25 protein-coding genes are annotated in these 23,229 nt (G+C 69.6%); 10 read left to right on the forward strand and 15 right to left on the reverse strand.

The genetic code is table 11. The features are described from left to right. Positions 1 to 166: 166 nt before the first annotated feature. From THSYN_RS25710 to THSYN_RS34335, 4 genes are read right to left on the reverse strand one after another with little or no spacing between them, the layout of a single operon-like run. A complete protein-coding gene (locus tag THSYN_RS25710) occupies positions 167 to 649 on the reverse strand; it encodes a formylglycine-generating enzyme family protein (protein WP_236848699.1) in 483 nt (160 codons plus the stop codon). Between the two features lie 15 nt (positions 650 to 664). Further along, the gene (locus THSYN_RS36250; protein ID WP_236848700.1) at positions 665 to 1,246 is read right to left on the reverse strand and encodes a hypothetical protein; all 582 of its coding nucleotides are present in this window, start codon (positions 1,244 to 1,246) and stop codon (positions 665 to 667) included. Beyond that, the gene (locus THSYN_RS25715; RefSeq protein ID WP_100921634.1) at positions 1,246 to 1,518 is read right to left on the reverse strand and encodes a hypothetical protein; all 273 of its coding nucleotides are present in this window, start codon (positions 1,516 to 1,518) and stop codon (positions 1,246 to 1,248) included. Before THSYN_RS25715 ends, THSYN_RS36250 begins: the two co-directional genes overlap by 1 nt. A 39-nt stretch (positions 1,519 to 1,557) precedes the next feature. Then, on the reverse strand, positions 1,558 to 1,704 hold the full coding sequence (locus THSYN_RS34335) for a hypothetical protein (RefSeq protein ID WP_157817932.1): 147 nt from the start codon (positions 1,702 to 1,704) through the stop codon (positions 1,558 to 1,560). Positions 1,705 to 1,736: 32 nt separating this feature from the next. Between THSYN_RS34335 and THSYN_RS25720 the strand changes: the two genes are divergently transcribed. Continuing rightward, entirely contained in the window at positions 1,737 to 2,681 is a 945-nt protein-coding gene (locus THSYN_RS25720) for a hypothetical protein (protein WP_157817933.1), read from the forward strand. 261 nt (positions 2,682 to 2,942) lie between these two features. Here the strand turns inward: THSYN_RS25720 and THSYN_RS25725 are convergent, their stop codons facing one another. From THSYN_RS25725 to THSYN_RS25745, 5 genes are all read right to left on the reverse strand, one after another. After that, on the reverse strand, positions 2,943 to 3,359 hold the full coding sequence (locus tag THSYN_RS25725) for an AAA family ATPase (protein ID WP_100921636.1): 417 nt from the start codon (positions 3,357 to 3,359) through the stop codon (positions 2,943 to 2,945). Further along, positions 3,356 to 3,583, reverse strand: coding sequence for a hypothetical protein (locus tag THSYN_RS25730; protein ID WP_100921637.1), 228 nt, complete (start codon positions 3,581 to 3,583; stop codon positions 3,356 to 3,358). Before THSYN_RS25730 ends, THSYN_RS25725 begins: the two co-directional genes overlap by 4 nt. Beyond that, positions 3,573 to 3,992: a hypothetical protein gene (locus tag THSYN_RS25735; protein WP_100921638.1), complete on the reverse strand. Its 420-nt coding sequence runs from the start codon at positions 3,990 to 3,992 to the stop codon at positions 3,573 to 3,575. Before THSYN_RS25735 ends, THSYN_RS25730 begins: the two co-directional genes overlap by 11 nt. Positions 3,993 to 4,381: 389 nt before the next feature. Continuing rightward, complete coding sequence (locus THSYN_RS25740) at positions 4,382 to 4,819, reverse strand: hypothetical protein (protein ID WP_100921639.1); 438 nt, start codon at positions 4,817 to 4,819, stop codon at positions 4,382 to 4,384. Between the two features lie 73 nt (positions 4,820 to 4,892). Further along, positions 4,893 to 5,372: a metallophosphoesterase family protein gene (locus THSYN_RS25745; protein ID WP_157817934.1), complete on the reverse strand. Its 480-nt coding sequence runs from the start codon at positions 5,370 to 5,372 to the stop codon at positions 4,893 to 4,895. 316 nt (positions 5,373 to 5,688) lie between these two features. Between THSYN_RS25745 and THSYN_RS25750 the strand changes: the two genes are divergently transcribed. From THSYN_RS25750 to THSYN_RS25775, 6 genes are all read left to right on the forward strand, one after another. Then, positions 5,689 to 9,789 (forward strand): translocation/assembly module TamB domain-containing protein, encoded by a 4,101-nt coding sequence (locus THSYN_RS25750; RefSeq protein WP_100921641.1) that lies wholly within the window; start codon positions 5,689 to 5,691, stop codon positions 9,787 to 9,789. Between the two features lie 29 nt (positions 9,790 to 9,818). Further along, complete coding sequence (locus THSYN_RS35510) at positions 9,819 to 10,367, forward strand: hypothetical protein (protein WP_216644631.1); 549 nt, start codon at positions 9,819 to 9,821, stop codon at positions 10,365 to 10,367. Positions 10,368 to 10,509: 142 nt separating this feature from the next. Continuing rightward, positions 10,510 to 10,764, forward strand: a complete 255-nt coding sequence (locus THSYN_RS25760) for a hypothetical protein (protein ID WP_100921642.1) — start codon at positions 10,510 to 10,512, stop codon at positions 10,762 to 10,764. A gap of 75 nt (positions 10,765 to 10,839) precedes the next feature. Beyond that, on the forward strand, positions 10,840 to 11,793 hold the full coding sequence (locus tag THSYN_RS25765) for a lysophospholipid acyltransferase family protein (RefSeq protein WP_100922607.1): 954 nt from the start codon (positions 10,840 to 10,842) through the stop codon (positions 11,791 to 11,793). Next, positions 11,790 to 12,752, forward strand: coding sequence for a lysylphosphatidylglycerol synthase transmembrane domain-containing protein (locus THSYN_RS25770; RefSeq protein WP_418219948.1), 963 nt, complete (start codon positions 11,790 to 11,792; stop codon positions 12,750 to 12,752). Before THSYN_RS25765 ends, THSYN_RS25770 begins: the two co-directional genes overlap by 4 nt. A gap of 299 nt (positions 12,753 to 13,051) precedes the next feature. Next, entirely contained in the window at positions 13,052 to 14,143 is a 1,092-nt protein-coding gene (locus tag THSYN_RS25775) for an ADP-ribosylglycohydrolase family protein (RefSeq protein ID WP_100921643.1), read from the forward strand. A gap of 25 nt (positions 14,144 to 14,168) precedes the next feature. On the opposite strand, the gene THSYN_RS25780 is transcribed toward THSYN_RS25775, so the two are convergent. Genes THSYN_RS25780 through hemB form a run of 3 tightly spaced genes read right to left on the reverse strand, consistent with a single transcriptional unit; the run spans position 14,169 to position 16,732 of the window. Then, positions 14,169 to 14,891, reverse strand: coding sequence for a hypothetical protein (locus THSYN_RS25780; RefSeq protein WP_100921644.1), 723 nt, complete (start codon positions 14,889 to 14,891; stop codon positions 14,169 to 14,171). After that, complete coding sequence (aroE, locus tag THSYN_RS25785; RefSeq protein ID WP_100921645.1) at positions 14,888 to 15,709, reverse strand: shikimate dehydrogenase; 822 nt, start codon at positions 15,707 to 15,709, stop codon at positions 14,888 to 14,890. Before aroE ends, THSYN_RS25780 begins: the two co-directional genes overlap by 4 nt. Before the next feature lie 9 nt (positions 15,710 to 15,718). Then, positions 15,719 to 16,732, reverse strand: a complete 1,014-nt coding sequence (gene hemB / locus THSYN_RS25790) for a porphobilinogen synthase (protein WP_100921646.1) — start codon at positions 16,730 to 16,732, stop codon at positions 15,719 to 15,721. A gap of 460 nt (positions 16,733 to 17,192) precedes the next feature. Here hemB and THSYN_RS25795 point away from each other — a divergent pair, with 460 nt between their 5' ends. Then, positions 17,193 to 17,543 (forward strand): thioredoxin family protein, encoded by a 351-nt coding sequence (locus THSYN_RS25795; RefSeq protein WP_335582477.1) that lies wholly within the window; start codon positions 17,193 to 17,195, stop codon positions 17,541 to 17,543. A 6-nt stretch (positions 17,544 to 17,549) separates the two neighbouring features. Next, positions 17,550 to 18,134, forward strand: coding sequence for a Crp/Fnr family transcriptional regulator (locus THSYN_RS25800; protein WP_100921648.1), 585 nt, complete (start codon positions 17,550 to 17,552; stop codon positions 18,132 to 18,134). 89 nt (positions 18,135 to 18,223) lie between these two features. On the opposite strand, the gene THSYN_RS25805 is transcribed toward THSYN_RS25800, so the two are convergent. Then, a complete protein-coding gene (locus THSYN_RS25805) occupies positions 18,224 to 18,721 on the reverse strand; it encodes a PH domain-containing protein (protein ID WP_100921649.1) in 498 nt (165 codons plus the stop codon). Positions 18,722 to 19,023: 302 nt separating this feature from the next. Next, on the reverse strand, positions 19,024 to 20,037 hold the full coding sequence (locus THSYN_RS25810) for a class 1 fructose-bisphosphatase (RefSeq protein ID WP_100921650.1): 1,014 nt from the start codon (positions 20,035 to 20,037) through the stop codon (positions 19,024 to 19,026). Positions 20,038 to 20,242: 205 nt separating this feature from the next. On the opposite strand from THSYN_RS25810, the gene THSYN_RS25815 reads away from it, so the two are divergent. Next, complete coding sequence (locus tag THSYN_RS25815; protein ID WP_100921651.1) at positions 20,243 to 20,512, forward strand: type II toxin-antitoxin system TacA family antitoxin; 270 nt, start codon at positions 20,243 to 20,245, stop codon at positions 20,510 to 20,512. A 217-nt stretch (positions 20,513 to 20,729) separates the two neighbouring features. Here THSYN_RS25815 and THSYN_RS25825 read toward each other — a convergent pair whose 3' ends face one another. Further along, complete coding sequence (locus THSYN_RS25825; protein WP_100921653.1) at positions 20,730 to 23,228, reverse strand: DNA methyltransferase; 2,499 nt, start codon at positions 23,226 to 23,228, stop codon at positions 20,730 to 20,732. Between the last annotated feature and the right edge of the window lies 1 nt (position 23,229).

Genomic DNA, 23,229 nt, shown 5'->3' on the forward strand with positions numbered 1-23,229 from the left:
GACGCGGAGCGCCCGCACTTGCTCCCACGCAGGAGCGCAGGAGCGTGGGAGCCAGAAGGGCTTCGCGGCGGCTCACCGCTTCAGTACCTTACGCCAGGCCCCGCGCAGGACCTGACCGACGCCGCTCCACGGCGTCAGTCCGGCCCTGCGCTCCCCCGGCGCCGCTTCACTTGGCCCCGGCTCCGCCGGCCTGGCTTGTGGACCTCGAGCCAATCTGATAGAGGCCCCAAGCATTGCATGGCAGGGCCTTGACTGCGACGGTCTCCTGCCGCCAGGGACCCTTCTCGCCGCCGGCATAGGGATTGTTGCCGTCGTAGTTCACCTGCTCGGTGGTGATCGTCTGGCCGAATGAAAAGGGCGTATTGGTGCCCGCCCGGCAGCCATACTCCCACTCCGCCTCGGTCGGCAGGCGCAGCTCGAGCCCCGGGACGGCGGCGTTGAGCCGCCCGATGAACGCCTGCACCTGCTCCCAGTCGACCTGCTCCACCGGGCGCTCCGCACCCTTGAACCCGCTCGGGTTCTCGCCCATCACCGCCTCCCACAGGGCCTGGGTGCAGGCGGTGTCCGCGAGCCACAGGCCCTGGGTGAGGAGGACCTGGTGCTGTTTCTCGTTGTCGAGGCGCTCCGGCTCGGCCGCGGGCGAGCCCATGGTGAACTCCCCGGGCTAAACCCAACGCATCCGCTGGGTAACGCCCTTGAACACGAATTCGGCCCAGAAGCCGTGTTCGTCACGCCCGACGCGCCGGGCCCAGCCCGGCCGGGCGAGGTCGCCATGCTGCCAGTCGCGGTAGTCCGACGTGTCCCAGAAGGCGGCGTGGGGGATCGGCAGATCGCGGATCTCGATGGCGGTTTCGAGCCCCAGGGCGTCGCCGGGCGAGACCCAGCGCAGCCGCCGCGTCCCCTCCCCCTGCGCCACCTCCACATAGAGCCCGGAGCCGTCCCGCCCGATGGCCTGGGCCCACTCGGGCTTGGTCAGGGGCTCGATGGTGAGCACCGCGTCATAGGCGCGCAGGATGATCCCGGCACCGGTGAGGGGGATGCGGCCCTGCACTCCGGGCGGGGCGCTGGATTGGCGCTGCGGCTGGTCCAGGGGGGCGTACTGCACCGGGGTCTCGGTCTGGCGCAGGTGCGCCAGGCGGCTTGCCGGGATGGGGTCGGCGGGGTCGGTGCCCGGACCTGCACCGGGCCCCAGGGCCTCGAGCAGGGGCGGGTTGAGCGCCAGCACCAGGGCCTCGCCCCGCTGCATCAGGGTCCAGACGCGGGCTCACCCGCGCCGGCCAGGACCCAATCGACGGTGGCGAGTTCCAGGCCGGGCGGCAGGGCGCAGGTGCCGGCCAGGAGCTCGTCACGGTGGGCCTGCACCCAGAGCGCGGCCTGGCGGTCGTCCTGCCAGGCGTCCGCCGGCTGGCGCTCACCCAGACGGCCGGCGTACTGCCGCAAGCGGCGCGCCTGGTCCGGGTCCCCGGTCTCCTCCAGGGTGCGCAGGGTGGCCGCACGGTAGGCGGCGGCGTCCGCCACCTGTTCACGCAGGTCCGCGCCGGCGTTCGCGCCCGGCAGTTAGCCCAGATTGACCGTCTCCGCCGCGCCCACCGACCTGGGAAGGTGCCGGTGGTGGTCGAGCACCAGGTGGCCGGCCAGGCGGCGCTCGGCCAGGGGGTAGTCACCGAAGGCCGCGCGACGCGCCTCCCAGCGGTCGCGGTCCACTCCGCCGCCCCGGCCCGGTGCTCCAGGTCGGCGTGAAACCAGGCGGCGGCCTCGGCCCCGACGTCCATGCCCGGTGCGCCCAGGCGGTGACGCAGGGCGCGCAGCAAGGCCGGCTCCACGCGGAGCGCCGGGGCCAGCAGGTCCAAGAGGCGCCGGGCGCCGGGGTCCTCGGCCGGGTTCGCGGGTTCCGCGGGCGCGGCGCGCGGGCGGCCGATCCGCGCGGGCAGCCGGTGCCGACGGTCCCAGGTGAAGGGGCGGTAGCCGCGGGTCAGGTCCTGGTCCCAATAGCGCGGCGGGCAGGGCAGCAGGGCGACCGGGCGCACCCCGGCCCGGCGCAGTTGGGCACCGAGCGCGCCCCAGGCGGCCCGCCGGTCGGGGTCGGCGTAGCAGCCCAGGTCGCCGACGACGAGGACGGGGTGCTGCGCATCCCACCGGCGCAGGTTGGGCAGGGTACGGAAGCGGCGGGCCTCCAGTCGTTCGATGAAGGGGCCCGCCGGACCTTCGGTGGTGGCCAGGACCTGAAGCCCGAGGGGCCCGCGCAGCCGCGTCAGTGGCCGGATCAGGGCGGCGAGGTCGGCGTGAAAGGGCTCCAGGTAGGGCGAGAGGTCCAGGATCACGCGGGCGGCGGGCGCCCAGTGCTGATGCCGCCGGCGCGGCCGGCGGCGCGGCACCTGCCCGCGGGCGGCGAGTTCGACCATGCGCTCCAGATCGACCGCCCGGTCGTCGCGCGTCTGACCCAGGGCGGCACGCAGGAAGGGCCAGAGGCGCCGCCAGGGCAGCAGGGGTTCGGGCGCGGGCGTGAAGGGACCCACCGCGCGCGGGGTCCCCGGGGGGAGGCGCCGCGCCTGATGCCACCAGGCCGGGCACTCCCCGACCGCGGTGCTGCGCGGGATCGACTCCCAGACGGTGACCCGATACAGGGTCACGCCGGTGACGGCGCCCGGGGACACCGCGGCGGCGGCTGGCCCCGGGGGTAGGCCCGCGGCGGGGAGTTCCTCGGGGGCGCGCGGCCGATGGGGCGGCGGCGCGGCCCGGGGACGCCACTCGAAGCCCGCCAGGTCGGCCATGGCCGCGAGCCCGGTCTCCCCGGCGGCCCCCAGGAGGCGCAGCAGGTCGGCACGACCGACCGCGGCGCGGCTGGGCAGGGAGCGACCGACGGCCATCAGAGGTCCACGGACGCCTTCTTGAGGGCGAAGTCCGCGATGTGCCCGAAGAGCCGGACCTGCTCCGGCTCCCGCTCACCCGCCTCCGTCAGGTGCGCGGTCATGTTCGAACGTCCACCAGAGCACGCCCGGGCTCAGATACCGCAGTGGGTTGAGGGCTGGACCCACGTCCTCCACCCGCGCCGCGTCCAGTGCCTGGGCCTCGCCCAGGCGGGCCACGGCGTCGAAACGCCACTGCAGGTCCTGCGGCTCGCTGCGCGAGTGCACGACCTCGGAGACGAAGAGACGCCCGCACACCACGGCCGCCGCCCGCGCCAACTGGCTCTTGCCCACGCCCGGTTCACCGCGCACCAGGAGCGGGCGCCCGGCAGCGATAGCGGCGGCGATGGCATAGGCATCCGGTTCCGCGAAGACGTGACAGGACTCGGGCCAGGGGCCGACGGCTGGGAGGGTCAGGCGTTCACCGACGGGAATCTGGGGGATCTCGGTCATGGACTCGGGCCCTCAATGGTGTCGACACACTGAAAGATGAAGGTACGCAGTTTCTGCTCCGAAATGGCGAAGAGGTCCTCTTCCGCGGCCTCGATCGCGATGATCTTCAGGCCGATGCACCGCAGTTGCGCAACGATATCGGGGTCGTTGTAGGGATCATCGGCCCGGCCGCGGTCGAAGGTCGCGTAGTAAGGGGCGCCGATGGATTCGCGGTCAAACGCCACCGCGTCGGCCAGCGCCCTTGAACTCAGGGTGCTCGTCGCCCCCGAGCCAGCGCAGCCACAGTACCTCGCCACCGACCTCGGTACCGACCCGCACCTCGAACGCGAAGGGGTCGGCGGGCCGCTCCCGCTGCACCAGGCGGGCAAGGAGCCAACCGAGGATGCGGCGGGCGGCGGTCTGCAATGGGCCGGACCAGGTCGCGGCGGCCATCCCGAGCCGACCGGCGTGCGCGGCGGCGCGGAAGTCGACCAGGGCCTTCATCGCGTCCTTGCGGCACAGTGCCTCGCCCAGCCCGGTCTCCGTCGATGCACCCAGCCGAGCCATCAGCGCGCGGCGCAACGGGGCACTGTCCGGCGATTGGAGCGATTCCTCGATCTTGCGGGCAAACTCCGGATCGAAGCGGTCCGCCACGGTTGGCAGTGGGGGTGTGTCGGGGGGATCAGGGTCCCCCTAGACGCCGTCAGACGATCGAGGAGTGCGGCGAAATCGGTTGCGACGTGGACGTTCTGGGTCAGTGCGTTCATGTCCTTCAGGATACCCGTCAGGCCGTCGATGGAGCGGCGGATATTGCAATAGTGATCGAGCGTCGCGGCAGCGGACCCGGACGGCGGGGGCGCAGGCCCAACCGCGGGGGCGGCGGGGGGCGCGACTGCGGCCGGGGCTGGCACCGCCGGCTTGGCCGGCCGCCTGAGCACGGCGTCCGCGGCGCCGGTGCAGGGACGCACCAACTTGAATGGGATCGGCCCGGTGTCGGTCGCCTCGACCGGCAGGTCGTTGCTGTCGGCATTGATCCGCAGTTCTCAGCCCGATAACTCGCCGCGCGGCGGCCACAGGACCAGGGTGCCGGCCTGGGGCCCGCCGAGATCGATGCGACCCGCGGTATAGCCGTGCAGGCGCGTCTCTTGACCGCCAAAGTGCTCCAGGCCGAAGAGTGAGCGGCCCTGGAACAGGAACTTCTCCGGATTGGCGTTGACGGCGCTGCGCAGACGGTAGGGCTCGTGCAGGTGCCCGCAGAGGTGGACGGCGAAGCGGCCGTCGTCCGTGATCTGCCCCTCCAGGTGGCCGCGGGACACGGCGTCCAACCAGGCCGGGGGGTGATGGGTCATCAGCAGACAGGCATTGTGGCAAGCGGCCCAGTCCAGCCCGCTGCCGCCGCAGGCCGCAGGGAACTGGAGACCGTGCAGGACGAGCTTCTTTTCATAGTCGTCCTTCGTCAGTTGCAGGGCGACGGTATTCACAGACCGAGGATGCCCAGGCGACAGCCTTCACGCGCGAGCGTGGCGCTGAAATCGCCCGGCAGGGCCCCGCGGGTCAGTTCGACCGGCCCTCGGTTCCCAACTGCGGGGCCACGCGGCGATCCCACCAGGCGCGGTATTCGGCGAAGGCCGTGTCGATCGTCTGGCAGGCGACCGCATCCGGTTTGTCCCAAAAGACCTGCGGCAACCGCGGTTGTCCAAGCCAGGCCGCAAGCACGCTCAGACCCTCGTCGTCGGTTTCCGGCCGCTGCAGGTCATGGTTGCCGGGGACCGCGAGCAGGATTGGCTGCCGTCCGCCCTGAAGCGCTGCGATGCAATCGCCGAGCCGCGTCAGGCCGGCGTCAAGTTCGTCGAACTGCGCCCGGGTGCCCCGATCGGTCAGATCGCCGGTGAACAGGATCAGGTCCCAGGCGCCGCAGCGCGGCTGGAGGATCGCCAGGTCCTTGCGCAGGCGCTCGAGCACGGTGTCCCAGAGCCATCGGTCCTCGCGCATCCCGCAGTGCAGGTCCGTGAAGTGCAGCCAGTTGAAGTGCACCGGCCGTTCCCCTTGTTGTTGTGGGCCGCTGCCTATCATGCACGGGGCGGGCGGGTTGTGCCAATGGCGACCGGGGGGCAGCGGCCCGCGGGGGAGGCTTGCGGGTCCCGGGGCACTGCCGGCAGGCCGCCCGGTCGGGTTACGCTTCGCTAACCCGACCTACGCCCTGCTGGCGGTGCGGTTTGGGCCCTTGCCGGACTGGTTCCAGTCCGTGCCCAGGTCCGCTAGGATGGGCGGCGCGCTGCCGGGCCTCGGCCAGCGCCGCACCGCGCACCGCCTTTGCAACTGACCGCTGACCAGGGACCACTGCCCAAGCATGACCGAGGACACCCAAGCACCAGCGCCGACGCCGACGCCGGACCCGCCCGCCCCCGCGGCGCCGGCCGCGGCCCCGCTCGGCCGCCGCCGCCATCCCGTGATCCGGGTCCTGCGTCTGCTGGGCGCGATCCTGGTCCCGGCCCTGCTCTTGACGTTGCTGCTGCTGGGGCTGGTGCTCGGGACCCAGAGCGGGTTGCGCACCGCGCTCGCGCTGGCGGAGGACCTGGCACCGGAACTGATCCAGGTGGGCAAGGCGCAGGGGCGGGTCCTGGGGCGGCTGCACCTGGAGGACGTGGCGATCCGGCTGCCGGACCTGGACCTGCGCCTGGGCAGCTTCGATCTGGACTGGTCGCCCCTGGCCGCCGTCACCGGGACCCTGCGCATCGCCCGGGTCGTCGCCCGCGATGTCGATGTGGTCACGACGCCGTCCGAGGCCGCGCAGGCCGCGGCTATCGTCCTGCCGCAGATCGCGCTGCCCCTGCAGATCGAGATCGGTGAGGCCCTGGTAGAGAACCTGCGGGTCCTGCACCGCGGGGTGGACACGCCGCTCTTCGTGCTGGATCGCGCGGCCCTGGGGGCGCGTCTCACCGGCAGTGCCCTGGACCTCGTCGGGTTGGAACTGGCCGCGGGCCAGTATGGGCTCACGATCAGGGGCGCGGGCCAGGCCCAGTTGACGGACCGGTATCCATTGGACCTGCAACTGGACTGGGACCTGACCATGCCGCCCGCGGTGCAGATCGCGGGCCGGGGGCACCTCAGCGGGGACCTCGACCGGCTGGTCGTCACCTACGACCTGACCGGCTCGGCCCAGGTGACACTGAGCGCCCAGGTCGCCGACGTACTGGAACGCCCGCGCTGGGACGCCGTGATGCAGATCGAGGGCGTGCGGGTGCCTGACTTCCAGGCGGACGCCCCCGAGATGGCGGTCCGCGGGCGCCTCGAGACCCGCGGGGACTTGGATGCCGCCACCCTCACCGGCAACCTGGACGGCACGGCGCCGAACCGGGCGGACTTCGGCCACTTGGAGACGGCCCTGGACGCCCAGTGGAAGGACCGGCGGCTCGACCTGCGCAGGCTCGACCTCACCGAGTCGGTCTCCGGGGCGCGCTTTTCCGCCACGGGCGACCTGGATCTCAATCCCAGCCCCGGCACCTTCAAACTCAACGGCACCTGGGAGCGGCTGCGCTGGCCGCTCACCGGCGCCCTGACCGCCACCGCACCCCAGGGCCGGGTCCAGGCCTCCGGCACCTTCGACGCCTATGACTACGCGGTCTCCGGGGCGGTGCAGGGCCCCGCCTTCCCGGCCGTCGACCTCGATCTGCGGGGCCAGGGAGACGCTAAGGGGACCCGGATCAGCGCACTCAGGGTGCTTACTCTGGGCGGCAGCCTGGAGGCGGCCGGCAGCGTCGCCTGGGCACCGGAACTGGGTTGGGATCTGAAGGCCGGGGCCAAGGACCTGAATCCGAGCGGGATCGTCCCCGGGATCGAGGACCGGATCGGTTTCAGTCTGGCGACCAAGGGCGGGCTTGCCGGCTTCAGCTATGACCTGAGGGCCGCCTCCCAGGGCCCCGGGCTCCCCCCGGCGCGCCTGCTGCTGGGCGGCAAGGGCGATCTGAAGGGGACCGAGATTGCGTCGCTGCGCCTGGAGGTCCTCCAGGGCCGCATCGATGGCCGTGCCCGTGTCGCCTGGGACCCGGCGGTGACCTGGGAGGCGGACCTGGCCGCCGTGGGGCTCGACCCCGGGTCCTATGCCCCCGGGTGGCCGGGCCGCATCGACGGGCGTCTCAGCAGCCGCGGCACCCTGGAGGCCAAGGGTCCGAACCTGACGGCGACGCTCACCGGGGTCCAGGGGACCTTGCGCGGCTATCCCATCGCCGCCGCGGGTCAGGTGCAGATGGCGGCCGGGACCATTCGGATCCAGGGGCTCAGCGCCTCCTCGGGCCCCAGCAGTGCGCGGGTGGACGGCGTCATCAATGAGAAGCTCGACCTGCGCTTCGACCTCGCCTCGCCGGATCTGGCGAGTCTCATGCCGGGGGCCAAGGGGAGCATCCAGGCACGCGGCAGGGTGCAGGGGGGGATCAAGGCGCCGACGGTGGCGCTTCAGATCGATGCCAGGGACGCCGCCCTGGCCGGTCAGGGGATCACGCGCCTGACGGGCTCCGTGGATCTGGCCCTGGCGCCGGACGGTCCCCTGCGCATCCAACTGGACGGCCAGGGGCTGACGGCCGGGGGCCTGCACTGGGAGCGGCTGGAGGTGCGCGGCGACGGCAGTGTGCCGAACCATCGGCTGAGCGTCACGGCCAGCGGCCAACCCCTGTCCATCCGGCTGGAGGCGGCCGGCGGACTCACGCTGGCCGGTGCCGGCCCGGCCGCGTATCGAGGGACCCTGAGCCGCCTGGACCTGGACAGCGAACGCTACGGCAACTGGCGTCTCCCGCAGGCTATGCCCCTGCGCCTGGCCGGCCCCAGGATCGCGGCGGGCCCCCTGTGTCTGCGCAACGCCAAGGGCTCCGGGGGCTGTCTCGGGTTCGAGCAGACGGCCCCGGGCGAATGGACGGCGACCATCGATCTGGACCCGCTGGGGGCCGAGTTGGTCCAGGACCTGTTTTCCGCGAACCTGGCGGCGCAGGGCGCCGCCCGGGTCAAGGGGCGCTTTGCGGCCAAGGGTCCGGTGCTGACCGGCAGCGCCCTGGCCGAGATTCCCCAGGGGCGGCTGCGCCTGGACCTCGGCCAGGCCAGGTTCGAGGAACTCGACCTCTCCCGGACGCGCCTGACCCTGGACGCCGGGGCCCGGGGCCTGGGGGCGCGGCTGGACCTGCCGCTGAAGGGCCTGGGTCAGTTCGAGGCCGCGGTGGACCTGCCGGGCTGGCGCCTCGACGCCCCGGCGCGCCCGGATCAGCCCTTGCGCGGGGGGGTGCACGGGGGCGTGGCGGGACTCGCGCGGTTCTCCAACCTGGTCCCGAACCTGACCGGCATCACCGGCAAGCTGGCCCTGGACTTCGACCTGGGCGGCACCCTGAGCCGGCCCGGGGTCAAGGGCCAGGCGACGCTGCGCGGCTTCGGTGCCGAGGTGCCGCTGCTGGGCACCAAAATCACCAACCTCGATGTCACGCTCACGGCGCCGGCCCTGGAGCGGCTGACCATCCAGGGCCAGGGGGAGGTCGGCGGCCGGCGCCTGTGGCTCAGCGGTGACGCCGAGGGCGGCGCCGGCGGCTTGAGCGGCCAGGTGCTGATCGCCGGTGAGCGGCTCAAGGTGGCGGACACCAAGGAATATCAGGTCACCCTGTCACCCCACATCGAGATCGGCCTGACCCCCCAGGGCGCCCGGGTGCGGGGCGAGATCAAGGTCCCGCTGGCGCGCATCCGGCCGCGCAAGCTCCCGGCCGGGACCCTGCTGCCGTCCCCGGACATCGTGTTGGTGGATCAGGCCGGGGCGGCCAAGCCGCCGTTTCCGGTGGACATCGACCTGCGCCTCACCCTGGGCAACGACGTGACCATCGACGCCTTCGGGGTGCGCGGGCGCCTGATCGGCAACCTGCGCATCCTGCAGGCCCCGGGCCGGGAACTGCTGGGCGATGGACAACTGGCGATCGTGGACGGGGTCTACCGCTTCAACCCCGGGATCGGGCTGGGCACCGACCTGATTCCCATCCTGAGCAACCTGGGCACAGAGTTGGGCACCCCCCTGACCATCACCCAGGGGCGGCTGGTCTTTTCCAACAGCCCCATCGGCAATCCCGGCCTCCTGCTGATGGCCCAGCGCGAGAGCGGCAGCCTCAACGCCGGGGTGCGGGTGGTGGGCACGCTGCGCAACTCCAGGCTCGCCTTCTTCTCCGAGAGCGACCCGGGCATGAGTCAGGCGGAAATCACCAAGTATCTGTTGACCGGGATCGCGCCCCGCACCGACACGGGGCAGGGGGGCCAGTCACTGTCGGTGGGGACCTATGTAGCGCCCAACCTGTATATGGAATACGTCAGCGGTATCGGCGACAGCCAGAACGCGGTCAAGCTGCGCTATGATTGGAGCCGCAACATCGAACTCGAGGCCGAAAGCGGGGACGCCCCGGGTGCGGATATCTTCTACAAGTTCGAGCGTTGACGGGGAAAATAGAGAAGTATTGTCCGCAAATGAACGCAAATGAACGCAAATGGGGGAAGGCGGGGGTCGGCGCCGAGAGCGATGCATCCCGGCGCGGCCCTGGTCGTTACATGGACAAGGCGCCCGGCACGGCGTTTTGGGGAGTGCTCGGGGCTTGGACGCGCCACGATCATCGGAAGGCATTCCTGCCCATTTCTTATTTGCGTTCATTTGCGTTCATTTGCGGACAAATAGTCTTCTCTTTCGCCCTCGCGGCAACCGCCGCGGGCCTCGGCCCGACGACCGTCATCGCCTTCGACCTGGACCGCCTCAATGCTTCCGGCCTCCAGGGGCCGCCCGGCGGGCAGCGCGCCCTGGACTACGAATTCTGTATCCCGCGGGGCCAAGGGTCTCGGGATCAGGTGGCGGCCATCGACCCCAGCGCCCGCTTTTATCCAGGCAGTCGCGGGCGCAGCGGCTGCGGACCGGATCAGGTCCTGGTGCTCGGCAACACCCACCAGCCCGGTTATCGCGCGATCCTGCTGACCCTCGCCGCCCTGCCCTTCGTGACGCGCATCGCGGAGGCCCTGTTTGAATAGCCTTTTTTCCTGTGAGCACGCAACTCGGTGGTATCATATTCATGTGACGAGTCACGTACAAGCCAGACACAATCGTTGTCGTTGTCGTGATCGTAATCGGAGAAGCGACGTAATTTGGGTTGCGAGAAAATCCGGGGCGGTCTTGATCATCATTGCGGCCACCGGGAGCGCCGCACCCCAGTGCGGCGCGGCCTATCCGCAGAACGCAACGCTGCGGTCGCTCGCGAGGCCGGGCCGCACTGGGGTGCGGCGCTCCCAGCGTCCGAGCGGGCTCAGGCCTGTGCGCTCGCCGGTGCGGCTTGGCGGGGATTATGATCAAGGCCATCCGGGGCGTTACGATAACCTCGATTACGACAACGACAACGACAACGACAACGACACCAAGAGTATTCGCTAATGAACTTGTTTACCTTATGAGTGGACCGTTCCTCGTCTTATGCGGCGGCACACCAACCACCAGCGGTTTACCGCGATGACCGATCCTGACTCCGGGCCCCTGCCCGGCGCCCCTGCGCTGCGGCATCCGCGCTACTGGCCCAGTTGGCTTGCCGTCGGCCTGGCCTATGCCCTGGGTCGGCTCCCCTTCCCGCTCCTGTGGGCACTGGGTCAGGGCCTCGGACGGCTGGGCTATTACATGGCCACGGACCGGCGCGAGGTCGCCCGCCGCAACCTGGGCATCTGTCTCGCCAACCGCACACCGACGCAGCGCGAGCGCATCCTGCGCGCCCATTTCGGCTGGCTGGGGGTGGCGGCCGTCACCCAGGGGCTGGTGTGGGGGATTTCGCGGGCGCGGCTCAAGCGTCTGGTGCTCATCCGCAACCCTGAGGTCATCGACGCCTGTATCGCCGCCGGTCGGCCGGTGATCGTGCTGGTGCCCCATTTCGTAGGGCTGGAACTGGCGGGCGCGGCCTTCACCGGCCTGGTCCATGCCGGGGTCTACATGTATCAGAAGATCCGTGACCCGGTGGTGGACCGCCAGGTCAAGCGGGCGCGCCGCCAGTACGGCAGTGTCTCCATTGAGCGCAGCGATGACCTGCGCGGCCTGATCCGCGTGGTGCGCTCCGGTACGCCCTTCTTCTACCTGCCGGACCAGGACGGCGGGCGCCGTGGTATCTTCGTGCCCTTCTGCGGCGTGCCGGCCTCCACGGTCCCCAGTCTCGGGCGCTTCGCCGCCCTGTCCGGGGCCCTGGTGATCCCGACCTTCGCCCGTTACCTGCCCTGGGGCCGGGGGCTGGAACTCGCCTTCGACGCGCCGCTCAGTCCCTTTCCCACCGGCGACCCGGCGGCCGACGCGGCCCTGATGAACCGGGTGATCGAGGCGCGCATCCACACCATGCCGGAGCAATACTTTTGGGTGCATCGCCGCTTCAAGACCCGTCCCCCGGGCGCGCCGCCCTTCTACCCGCCGAAACGGCGCCGCTCCTGAGCAAGCCCGCACCCCTGGACGCTGCGCAGCGCCTGGGCACCCGCGGACCGCGCCTGGGCCAAGCGCGGGACTGGCTGATCGGCGCCGCCCTGCTCGTCGCCCTGGTCGCGGCGGTGCAGTACAGCGTCGGCTGGGGGACGCTGCTGGCCCCCTGGCTGGCCTTCTCCCCGCTCCTGGTCGGCTGGCTCTTTCTGCTCACGGCCCTGAGCTATGGCCTGCGCGCCGTGCGCGTCCACGACTGGTTCCGCCCGCGCTTGCAGGGGCAGTTCACCGGCGTACTGCGCCTGACGATCCTGCACAACAGCGCCAACAACCTGCTGCCGATGCGCACCGGGGAACTGGTCTTCCCCTGGCTGATGCGCCGCTATTTCGACTTTGGCCTGCTGGAGGCGACCGCGGCGCTGCTGTGGATCCGCATCCTGGACATGCACTTCCTGGGGCTCATCGCGATCCTGATCCTGGACCTGCGCGACCCCTGGTGGGTCTGGTGGGCGGTGGGGCTCGCCTGGGTCGCCGGGCTCTCAGTACTGGCCCTGATCGGGCGCGTCGGCGCCTCACCCTGGTTGGCCGGGGGCGGGCGCGCACGCGCCCTGGTGCGGCAGGTCGCGGCCGCGGCGCCGCGCGACCCCTGGCTCATCGCCCGGGTCTATCTGTGGACCGTCGGGACCTGGACGCTCAAGTTCATCGCCTTTGCGAGTGTCCTGGCACACTTCGTCCCGGCCGACTTCTGGCGCGTGCTGGCCGGGGTGATGGGAGCGGAACTCTCCAGCGTACTGCCCGTCCACGGCATCGCCGGCAGCGGCAGCTACGAGATCGCCGCCATGGCCGCCCTGGTACCCCTGGGGGTGGCGCCCAAGGTCGCCTTGGCCGGTGCGGTCAACCTGCACCTGTTCCTCCTGGGAACCACCCTGCTGCTGGGCGGCCTGGCCTTCCTGTTGCCGCGTCCGCCGCGGTCTTAGCCCGGCGACCGGTCAGTGTCTAAGGTCCGTCCGGGGCGCCTGCTCGCCCCCTGATCCGCGACCCAATGAAGCCTTGAACATAAAATCCACAGATGAACACAAATTCCCCTCGTATTGTCATGCGTTTATCGCTATGGTTACGATCAGCCGCAAGGTCGCCTCCCCGACCAAGCATAAGCCAATGAATAATCTGTGTTCATCTGTGTTCATCTGTGGATGATCGCTCTTTCTGGTTTGAACTCAGGGCATTGGACCGCATCGGCACTCTCCCCCCAACGACCAAGAGCGAGACTGATGTAATGGTGGAATTGACCGTAGCGGACCGGATGCGGGGCGCCCTGTGGGGCATGTTCGTGGGTGATGCGCTGGCGATGCCGGTGCATTGGTACTACGACGTAGCCGCCCTGCGGCGCGAATTCGGCACCATTCGCGATTACCAGTCACCGCGGGCGGAGCATCCGAACTCCATCATGCCGCTGGCCAGTACCGGCCAGGCGGGGCGCGGGGCCCAGGATGGGGACCTGGTCGGTACCCTGATCCTGAAGGGTAAGAAGCACCTGTGGGGCCGGCCGCGCATCCATTATCACCATGGGCTGCGGGCCGGGGACAATACGCTGAACCTGCTGTGCGCCCGGGTGCTGATCCGCTCCATGAACGCGGCCGGCGGCCATGACCCGGCGGCCTTCCTGCACGACTATGTGGCCTTTATGACGGCCCCGGACAGCCACCGGGACACCTATGCGGAGTCCTACCATCGGGCCTTCTTCGCCAACCTGGCCCGCGGCCTGCCGCCGGCGCGCTGTGCCGGCGCCGAGGGTCACGATACGGCCTCCATTGGCGGCCTGGTGTCGCTGCCGCCGGTCTTTCTGGCGGCGCCCGGCGCGCCTGATCAGGGGGCCGGTGCGGCCCTGGCACAATTGCGCCTGACCCACAGGTCCGCTGCGTTGGAACGCTACGCCCTGGCCCTGGGGGAATTGCTGGTCCGGCTGGTCGGGGACCCCGCGCCCCGGGTCGGGCCCCTGGCCTGCGCCCTGGCCGAACGCCTGGGGTTCCCGGCCGGCCGGGTGGTCGCGCAGGCGGCGGCCGGGCAGTTGTCGGACCTGGACGTGATCGGCGGTCGTTTGAGCCCGGCCTGCTACATCGATCAGTCCTTTCCGGCCGTCCTGTATCTGGCGGGGCGCTATGCCGATGACCTCGAGGCGGCCCTGATCGCCAACGTCGGCGTGGGCGGCGACAACGCCCATCGGGGGGCGGTGTTAGGGGCGCTGCTCGGCGCGGCACTGGGGTATCGTGCGATCCCGGAGCGCTGGATTGCCGGACTGACCGCGCGGGCGGCGTTGGAGGATGAGATCGAAACCTTTGTGGGCCAATTCGGCGGGACATCGCCCTAGGACCGTGCAGCGCAACTCTCGATCGCTAACGGTAATCCTCCGCCCGGATACGCTCGGCGGGCATGAAATGGGGCGGGAACTCGGTGACCTGGCCGTCGGTTTCGGCGCGCCCGGTGCGGTAGTCCCGCGTGCGCCGGGACTTGATGGCGCCGCGGCCGTCCGCCCGCACCACTTCATCGGCGATCAGCCCGAAGGCCTGCTCTTTCGCGTCCCAGGCGAGCACCAGGCGCACCGAGACAAACCCATCCGCGTTGCCGATCCAACTGATCGTGAGTTCACGCTCGGCAATGTCGATTTCAAAGGGGGCGGCCTGGGGGTCGCGGTTGACGGTCCCCAGGCATTGGACGCAGGGGAGCAGGCCTTCGAGGAGGGCCGCACGGCGATATTTTCCGTCCGCGCCCAGGGAGAAGATCCCGAGCCCGCGGCTGCCCACCGGGAGCACGAGATCGTCGGGGATGGCATCGCGCCGGTGCAGTACGACCACCACGTCCTCGCGCTGGTCGTCGCTCAGGAATCCGCCCACCGCGGTGACCGGCTCCCACATGCGGGTGATCCAGCGTTTCATGTTCAGCGGTTCGATGTCCGGCTTGGCGTCGGGGGGCGCGGCCGCGGACGATAGCGACACGAGGCACAGCGTCAGCAGCAGCCCCGGCAGAGCCGCCCGCCGCCTGGCCCCGGTGCGCGCACCACCGGCCGCGCCCGTGCGGGCCGTGACGCCGCTCACCAGGCCCAGCACGGCAATGGTCATTGGGTTGGCCGCAGCAGTTCGATCACCGGCGCGGTCTGCGGCATGATCCCGCGCCACAGACGGAAGGACTCCGCCGCCTGCTCTACCAGCATCCCGAGCCCATCGAGCGCCTGTGCGGCCCCGTGGGCGCGGCCCCAGCAACAGAAGGGCGTGGGCCTGTCCCCGTAGAGCAGGTCGTAGGTCCAGGCGCCCGGGGCGAGGCACCGGGGCGGCAGCGGCGGCACCGCCCCCGTCAGTCCGGCGGCGGTCGCGTTGATGATGAGGTCGAAGTCGGTGCCCCCCAGATCCGTCAGGCCGCAGCCGCTCACCGCGCCCAGGTCGGCCGCGGCGTCGGCCAGGGCGGTAGCACGGGCGGCCGTGCGGTTGGCGATCAGCAGTTCCTTGAGGCCAGTCTCCAGCAAGGGCCGCAGAACGCCCCGGGCGGCCCCGCCGGCACCGAGCAGGAGTAAGCGCCGACCGGCGAAGGCGAAACCGTGATTCTCCCGCAAGTCGCGGACCAGCCCCACGCCATCGGTATTGTCACCCCGCAACCGGCCCCCGGGAAGCGGAATCAGGGTGTTGACCGCCCCGGCGGCAGCGGCCCCGGGGCTGTGTTCATCCGCGAGCCGAAAGGCCTGCTCCTTGAACGGCACCGTCACATTGAGGCCCCGCCCCCCGTCCCCAAAGAAGCGCCGCACCGTCCCTTCAAAATCGTCCGGCTCGGCCAGCAGCCGACCATACTCCAGGTCCGCTCCCGTCTGCCGGGCAAAGGCGGCATGGATCAATGGGGACTTGCTATGGGCGATCGGGTTGCCGATGACGGCGTAACGCTGCCGCATGGGTCGGTCTCACTCGCCCAACCAGCGGGCGACGTCATGGGCGTAGTAGGTGAGGACCCCGTCCGCCCCGGCGCGCTTGAAGCCGAGCAGGGACTCCAGCACCACCGCGCGTTCGTCGAGCCAACCGTTCTGACTCGCCGCCTTGAGCATGGCGTACTCCCCGCTCACCTGGTAGACGAAGGTCGGCACGCCGAACTGGTCCTTGACCCGCCGCACGATGTCCAGATACGGCATCCCGGGCTTGATCATCACCATGTCGGCGCCCTCGGCCAGATCCAGGCCGACCTCGTGCAGGGCCTCGTTGGTGTTGGCCGGGTCCATCTGGTAGCTGTACTTGTTCCCGCCCTTGAGGTTGGTCGCCGAGCCCACCGCGTCGCGGAAGGGGCCGTAGAAGCTGGAGGCATACTTGGCGGAATAGGCCAGGATGCGGGTGTGGATGTGACCCTCGGCCTCCAGGGCGGTGCGCACCGCACCGATGCGCCCGTCCATCATGTCCGAGGGGGCCACGATGTCGGCCCCGGCCTGGGCGTGGGAGACCGCCTGACGGACCAGGACATCCACGGTGGCATCATTGAGTACATAGCCGGTCTCGTCGATCAGTCCGTCCTGGCCGTGGGTGGTGAAGGGGTCCAGGGCCACGTCGGTGATCACCCCCAGATCCGGCAGGGCATCCTTCAGGGCGCGCACGGCACGCTGCGCCAGTCCGTCCGGGTTAAAGGCTTCGGCGGCGTCCTCGGACTTGGCGGAGGGCGGCGTCACCGGGAACAGGGCCATGGCCGGGACCCCCAGCGCGGCGATTTCGCGCGCCTGCGCCACCAGCAGGTCGATGCTGAGCCGGGTGACGCCGGGCATGGAAACCACCGGCTCACGCTGACCGGACCCCTCGAGCACGAACACCGGCCAGATCAGGTCGTCCGGGGTCAGGTGGCTCTCGCGCATCAGCCGACGCGAGAAGGCGTCGCGGCGCATCCGGCGCATGCGGGTCAGGGGGTAGGCGGCTCGCGCCGTGTCGTACAGGGACATGATCGGACCTCTAAACTTTCAACAAAAATGCCCGCCGGTGGGTCCCCCGGCGCTCGGGGGGCCTACCATAGCCCAGAGCGGCCGGTGGGTCCAAGCGGGTTCGCGCGCCCGCGGCGGTGCTCGTGACCGGCAGCGGAGCGACCGCTCGTCCGAATGCCGGTTCGGCCGGCCGGACAACTGGCCCCGCCGACTCAGACGCCTGAACACGGTTCGATTAGTACCCTATTGATTTTCTGAGAACTGGTCGACATTCATCGCCAGAATCGATCCGGCGGGACCTTCGGGAACACACGCAACGGAGATAGCGCCCGGAAACGGCGCCCCATGGCCCCACCCAACCCCACTATTTTCGTCATCGCTTCCTGCTAGAATCCAGTGTCGATTGGTTGGACTTTAGCGAGCGATCATTCAACGGGCGATCATGTTACTTCGATCCAACACCAGGCCACCCATTTTCACTGTGGACTTGGCCCAGTTCCAGGCCCTGGTCGTCGAGGCCTCCAACCAGCAGGCGATACTGGTAGATTTCTGCGCCGACTGGTGCAGCGCCTGCCACACCCTATCGCCCCATCTGGAGCGGGTGATCAACGAACTGGACGGCGCCATCCGCCTCGCGCGGGTGGAGATCGACGGCGGCGAGAACATGAAGCTGGCCGCCCTTTACCGGCTGCGCGCCTTCCCCACCGTGATCCTGTTCCAGGGCGGCCAGGAGTATGGGCGTTTCAGTGGGGCACGCTCCACCCACCAGGTCCGCGACTGGGTGCTCGCGCGCCTGGGGAGCGGGGAAGAGCACCGCCGCCAGGGCGTCTGAGCGGCGATGACCGGGAACCAGTGCGCGAACAACGCCCCGCCGACGGCATCGCCAGGCCCCAACCCTGCCCAGTCAGTCCCGAACACCGCGGACGAACTGACCCTATTGCGCGACATGCCGATCTTCGGCGCCGTCCCGGATCAAGCGCTGGCCTACCTTAACGCGCGGGCCGAGCGCGTGGCGATGCCGGCCGGGCACTGGTTCTTTCGCCAGGGCGACCGGGGCGAGACGATGTATGTCCTGCGCTCCGGGCGGGTCGAGATCCACCGCGCCTTGGGCGAGCGTGCCGAGGTCATCGGGAGACTGGGACCGGGGGACTGCTTTGGTGAGATGGCCCTCATCGATCTCTACCCGCGCAGCGCCGGGGTCCGCGCCGCGGAGGACTGCGTCGCCCTGGGGCTCAGCAACGCGCTGCTCTACCAACTCTACGCGGCGGACCCCGAGCCCTTCACCCTGATCATGATGAACCTGGCGCGGGAACTGAGCCGGCGACTGCGCCGCACCGAGGCCATGCTGTTCAAGCACCATGGACCACTACCGCACCCGGAGCGCCACCCGACGGGGACGCCCAGCGAAATCCCATATGTATAGAAAGGCATCACCTCAGACTGACGAGTCAGCGGCCACAAAGTAAGCATCAACGACAGCGCCGGTTGGTTGTAAACAGAGCCCGGGATCGATCACGCGCTCGCCGCGGCGGCGGCCTGACCCGGCACCAGGTTACGGATCAACTCAGGCTCGGGCAGCCCGCGGACCACCAGGGCCGGGGCCTTGCCGCCGGTGTAGACGCTGAGGTCGCCGATATAGAGCGCGCGCTGCCACCAATTCTGGTCGATCCGCAGACCGCGCACCGCGCCCAGCTTGATCTCCATCTGCTGCTTGGCCATGAAGCCCCTGCTCAAGACCAGGGCCGCGTCCGTGACCGTGAAACGCTCGAAGCGGGTGGGGGCGTACCAGGCATAGAGCCGCATACTGGCCAGGGCGAAGATCACCACGCCGAGGAACTGAAAGAACTCCGCACTCCACCCCGGTGCCAGCCCCGCCAGGGTCGCCGGAGAAACGTAGCGGCCGGCCCCGACCAGCAGGACCCCGGCCAGCATGATCGCCAGCACGAGCAGGGTGGAGAGGGGGCGCATCCGGAATACTCGCGGGTGTGCCTCGTAACGGACCTCGGACATCTGAAACTCCCGGAACCTGTATCCACAAGGGTGGAAAAGGGTGGCGGATCGGGCGGCGAACAGTGCAAATGGGCGCGACTTTCGGAACCATGAGTCGTCGGCTGCGCCGGCCCGGCCGGATCGGCGCGGATATTATCAGTAAGGGCCGGAGGCGTGAAGTGCCCGGCCGCCGCCGCACGGGGCGACCGGCGCGACGGCTACGCGTTTGGGCCTCGATCGCCTCGACCTTCAGGGACGCCGGCGCGGCCAGTGCGGTGTGGGTGCCGCCCAGGTCCCGACCGCGGACGGCGCGCCCGACGCGCTCACCCCTCGCGGTGATAGGCGAGGATGCGCTCCACCTCGTTGCGCGAGCCCAGGATGACCGGCACCCGCTGGTGCAGTGACTCCGGCTGCAGTTCCATGATGCGCGAGGTCCCGGTAATGGAACCGCCGCCGGCCTGCTCCACGATGAAGGACATGGGGTTGGCCTCGTAGAGCAGGCGCAGCTTCCCGCCTAAGTCCTTGGCCTTCATCTTGGAGTCCATGGGGTACATGAAGACCCCGCCGCGTGTCAGGATACGGTGCACCTCCGCCACCATGGAGGCGATCCAGCGCATGTTGAAATCGTCCCCGCGCGGGCCCTCCTTGCCGTCCAGGCACTCCTGGACGTAGCGGCGCACCGGCGGCTCCCAGAAGCGCATGTTCGAGACATTGATGGCGAACTCCCGGGTGTCCGCCGGGATCTGCATCCGCGGGTGGGTGAGGATGAACTCCCCGATATTCTGGTCCAGGGTAAAGCCGTTCACCCCGTTGCCGGAGGTCAGCACCATCATGGTCGAGGGCCCGTAGAGCGCGTAGCCCGCGGCCACCTGCTGGGTCCCGGCCTGCAGGAAGTCCTGCTCGCTCGGATGCTGGCAGCTCCCGGCGCACCGCAGGATGGAGAAGATGGTCCCCACCGAGACGTTCACGTCGATGTTGGAGGAGCCGTCCAGGGGGTCGAAGGTCAGCAGGTACTTGCCGCGGGGCTTGCCGGCCGGGATCGGGTAGATCTCGTCCATCTCCTCCGAGGCCATGGCCGCCAGGTGCCCGGCCCACTCGTTGGACTTGATGAAGACCTCGTTGGAGAGGATATCGAGCTTTTTCTGGGTTTCCCCCTGGATGTTCTCGCTGCCCGCGCTGCCCAGCACCCCCACCAGGGCGCCGTGGTTGACATAGTGACTGATCACCTTGCAGGCGGTGACGATGTCGTTCAAGAGCGAGGTGAAGTCACCGGTGGCCCCGGCGATGCGCCGCTGCTCCTCGATGATGAACTGGGTGATGGTCGTGCCGTTGTGCATGGGACTCCTCGTCGGTCGATGGTGGAGCGGGCGGCCGGCCGGAAACCGGGCCGGACGGACTTGCCAGTATAGGGACCCCAGCCCCGGAAACGGAATCGGAATCGGAAACACGCGTTCACAGGATCGCGGTTCCTGTCGGCGTTGGTTCGCGGGACTTGTGGGGCAATATGACGTACGATAGTAACCTCTTCCCCCGAGCCGCGCCATGGATCCCACCACCGCACCGACCGCATCCACCCGCATCAACCTGCGCACCAGCCCGCAGGCCAAGGCCCTGATCGAGCGTGCCGCGGCGCTGATGGGGACCAGCGTCTCCGGCTTCATGCTGCACAACGCCTACGAGGCCGCCCGGTGCATCGTCGCCGACAACGACAACCTGGTGCTGTCCCAGACGGCCTTCGACGCCTTCATCGCCGCCTGCGAAGACCCCGCGGAGCCCAACGAGGCACTGCGCGCCTTGATGGCGCGGCGCTGAATGCCCAGTCGCGGCTCGCAAAGACACAGTAGGTTACACTGCGGCCCCTTCGGACCAGGATCGCCCGCCGCATGACTCACAGCATCGACATCTTCCTTGCAGCCCACCAAGCCATCGCAGCGGGGGTTCACATGATCCCGCGCAGTACCAACGACAAGGAGTATTTTCCGCAGGACAGGTCCGCCGCTTCCAGGTCTTCGAGCACGTGTGACGCCCATCAGAACAGCGAAGCCTGGACGGGCAACCCGGCTACCCGCGGCGGGACGCTGCGGGGTTCCTCATCCTGACCGGCAAAGAGTCGTTGCGAGATCGCGGCACATTGGTTCAGTGACCCCTCAAAGGCCGTCACTACGTCCGTCGACCGGCGGCCAGCGCACAGTTCCACCAATGCCTGGCTGTACACGACGATCCGGACATCATTCAGTGACAGCCGCCGCCCGGTGCCGTTGAAGCGCCGCACCTTCGCCCCCGCCGCGGCCGCCGCGGACTCCATCGCAACCTCCTCCGCGATGAGGGGCCGCCGGTCCGCCGCGGCCTTACGGCACACCATCAACACGTCGAGATCGATGGGCGACTTGGCCGCAAGCTTGGGCATGGCCACGGACATCTCCGCCTTGACGGGCTGGGTCTGGACCAGCTTGAAACCGGCCTCCAGGACCGCCGCCGCCACCGAGGTCCAGCCGTCTTCACGCGAATGGTGGTAGGAGAACACCAGCAGCCCCTCATCCTTCAACACCCGGTGGCATTCGGCGAAGACCCCCTGGAGCTTCCCCGCGAAGCGTACCGATTCAGTATCCTGTACCTCGCCAGGGTGGCGGGTCGTGTCGGGGGCGCAGTGTCCGGTCTCGCCAAACCAGAGCCGCTGCCAGACGTGAAAGAAGTCCGCCAACTCCGAATAATGGACGTTGTCGTAGAAGGGCGGATCGGTCACCACCGCATCCACCGTTCGGTCCGGGATATCGGTGGCGGCCGAGTCCCCGCAGGAGAGATAGACTGCACCCGCCGCCATCCCGGCCTCCGGCCAGGCGTCCAACACCGGCACGCCCATGGGACGGCTCTTGCCGAACAGCTTGCGGCCCGCCTTCTTTCCACCCGTGTCGTCCAGGGCGAGTTCAAAGGGTGCCGCCTTGTAGTCCACTGCACGTAAGAGCCGTGACTGGAACAGGTTCAGGAAGGAGCCCGAGGACTTGCTGGTGCCCCAGAGGTTGGCCTCGATCGGGGTCCGCTCCGGCTTCAGGACATGATGGGAGAACATGTGCCGTACCGCCCCGGTGCCCTCGCCCTTGTAGCTGGCGAACAGGTTGTTGAACTCCAGCACGCCCGACAACAGCACGAAGAGCGCGTCACGCTCCGCGCCCGCCGGCAGGTCGCCGATCGCCCGCGACAGCAGCCCGATCCCGAGTAGTTGGCGGTCGTTGAAGAACTGGTCCCAGCGCGTATAGCCATAATTCAGGACCTGGCGGGTGTTGTAGCCGGTCTGGATCGCCACCCGCGGGCTCGGCAGGGCCAGTTCGCGCAACCGGGCACCCGCCGCCGCATAGGCGTCCTCGTCCTCCGGCGTCGCCTGGAGATATTCCTTGGTGCCATCAGCGCGCAGGACCAGCTTGGCATAGAGCCGATGACGGGGCGGCTCCCCGCGGGCGCGGGCAGTCTTCGCGATGGCGAAGCGGGCCCCGCAGCCGCCGCAGTCGGCCTGGGCGCCGGCGGCCGGACCGACATGGGGATCGAACCCCTTCCGACAGGCCGGGCAGGTGGCCCGGGTCTGGGTGAAGTCCGCGGCGAAGATGTCACCGCAGCGGGGACAGACCAGTTGAACGGTCGGAAACTTCTTCACATAGGCGTGCTTGGCGAAGACCCGAGAGGAGAAGAGGTCCACCGCCGCACCGCAGTCCGGGCAATCGAGTTGCTTGACCCAGAACAAATAGAGGACCTCGCAGGGCGCCCCGGCGCTGTCGCGGCTGGTATGGAGCGCCCGGATCTCCGGACCGATAGTCGCCTCCAACTCGGCGAACAAGGCCATGAGCCGGGTCCGGTCGATGGGCGCCAGGGCCGTGCGCACCGCGCGCCAGGCGACCGGATTGATATCCCGGCCGATGACGGTACACCCCAGCTTGTGCGCCTCCCCGACCGTGGTCCCGCTGCCCATGAAGGGATCGAAGATCACCGGCCCCGGCAACTTCACCGCGCTGGCATACAGGTCCATCACCGCCGTACCCCTGGGCGTGGCACAACCGAGAATGACCGCCCGGAACACGCTGCCCAGCCGCTGCGCCCACCACTTGTGGGTGTGGTAGACCGGCCGCCAGACCTCCTTGCGCCAACTCTCGACCTCCGCAATGTCGCTCAGGTACTCAAAGGGAAAGCCGTCCTCAATGGCCCGCTGCGTCGGGCCGCCCAGCACGGGGCCGCCGTAGGACTCGCCGGGCTCCGCGACCATCATGCCCGCCAGGTCCGAGAGGGCTGCCGCAACCTGATGCGGGTCCTTCTCCACCAGGCGCCGCAGGGACGGCGGGACCCGGCCGGCAACCAAGAGCAATTCATCGAGCGGCACCGCCAGTGCGTCCGCCAGCCGTTCGATCAGTGCATCCGAGGGCGGGGTGCTGCCGGACTCTACCCGCGACAGGTGGGCGGGATCGACGCCGCAGCGCCCGGCGGTCGCGCGCAACGACAGGCCGAGTTGCTCGCGGCGGGACTTGAGGACGTCATGGATGTTCATG

The organism is Candidatus Thiodictyon syntrophicum (assembly GCF_002813775.1).
In the GTDB taxonomy this organism is placed as follows: domain Bacteria; phylum Pseudomonadota; class Gammaproteobacteria; order Chromatiales; family Chromatiaceae; genus Thiodictyon; species Thiodictyon syntrophicum.

What these genes read in the sequence shown, in the direction of transcription:
- THSYN_RS25775 (WP_100921643.1), top strand. Translation starts at nt 13,052, where the DNA reads ATGGTGGAATTGACCGTAGCGGACCGGATGCGGGGCGCCCTGTGGGGC.
- THSYN_RS25815 (WP_100921651.1), top strand. Translation starts at nt 20,243, where the DNA reads ATGGATCCCACCACCGCACCGACCGCATCCACCCGCATCAACCTGCGC.
- aroE (WP_100921645.1), bottom strand. Translation starts at nt 15,709, where the DNA reads ATGCGGCAGCGTTACGCCGTCATCGGCAACCCGATCGCCCATAGCAAG.
- THSYN_RS25800 (WP_100921648.1), top strand. Translation starts at nt 17,550, where the DNA reads ATGACCGGGAACCAGTGCGCGAACAACGCCCCGCCGACGGCATCGCCA.
- THSYN_RS36250 (WP_236848700.1), bottom strand. Translation starts at nt 1,246, where the DNA reads ATGCAGCGGGGCGAGGCCCTGGTGCTGGCGCTCAACCCGCCCCTGCTC.
- THSYN_RS25810 (WP_100921650.1), bottom strand. Translation starts at nt 20,037, where the DNA reads ATGCACAACGGCACGACCATCACCCAGTTCATCATCGAGGAGCAGCGG.
- THSYN_RS25750 (WP_100921641.1), top strand. Translation starts at nt 5,689, where the DNA reads ATGACCGAGGACACCCAAGCACCAGCGCCGACGCCGACGCCGGACCCG.
- THSYN_RS25765 (WP_100922607.1), top strand. Translation starts at nt 10,840, where the DNA reads ATGACCGATCCTGACTCCGGGCCCCTGCCCGGCGCCCCTGCGCTGCGG.
- THSYN_RS35510 (WP_216644631.1), top strand. Translation starts at nt 9,819, where the DNA reads ATGAACGCAAATGAACGCAAATGGGGGAAGGCGGGGGTCGGCGCCGAG.
- hemB (WP_100921646.1), bottom strand. Translation starts at nt 16,732, where the DNA reads ATGTCCCTGTACGACACGGCGCGAGCCGCCTACCCCCTGACCCGCATG.
- THSYN_RS25710 (WP_236848699.1), bottom strand. Translation starts at nt 649, where the DNA reads ATGGGCTCGCCCGCGGCCGAGCCGGAGCGCCTCGACAACGAGAAACAG.
- THSYN_RS25805 (WP_100921649.1), bottom strand. Translation starts at nt 18,721, where the DNA reads ATGTCCGAGGTCCGTTACGAGGCACACCCGCGAGTATTCCGGATGCGC.
- THSYN_RS25780 (WP_100921644.1), bottom strand. Translation starts at nt 14,891, where the DNA reads ATGACCATTGCCGTGCTGGGCCTGGTGAGCGGCGTCACGGCCCGCACG.
- THSYN_RS25725 (WP_100921636.1), bottom strand. Translation starts at nt 3,359, where the DNA reads ATGACCGAGATCCCCCAGATTCCCGTCGGTGAACGCCTGACCCTCCCA.
- THSYN_RS25825 (WP_100921653.1), bottom strand. Translation starts at nt 23,228, where the DNA reads ATGAACATCCATGACGTCCTCAAGTCCCGCCGCGAGCAACTCGGCCTG.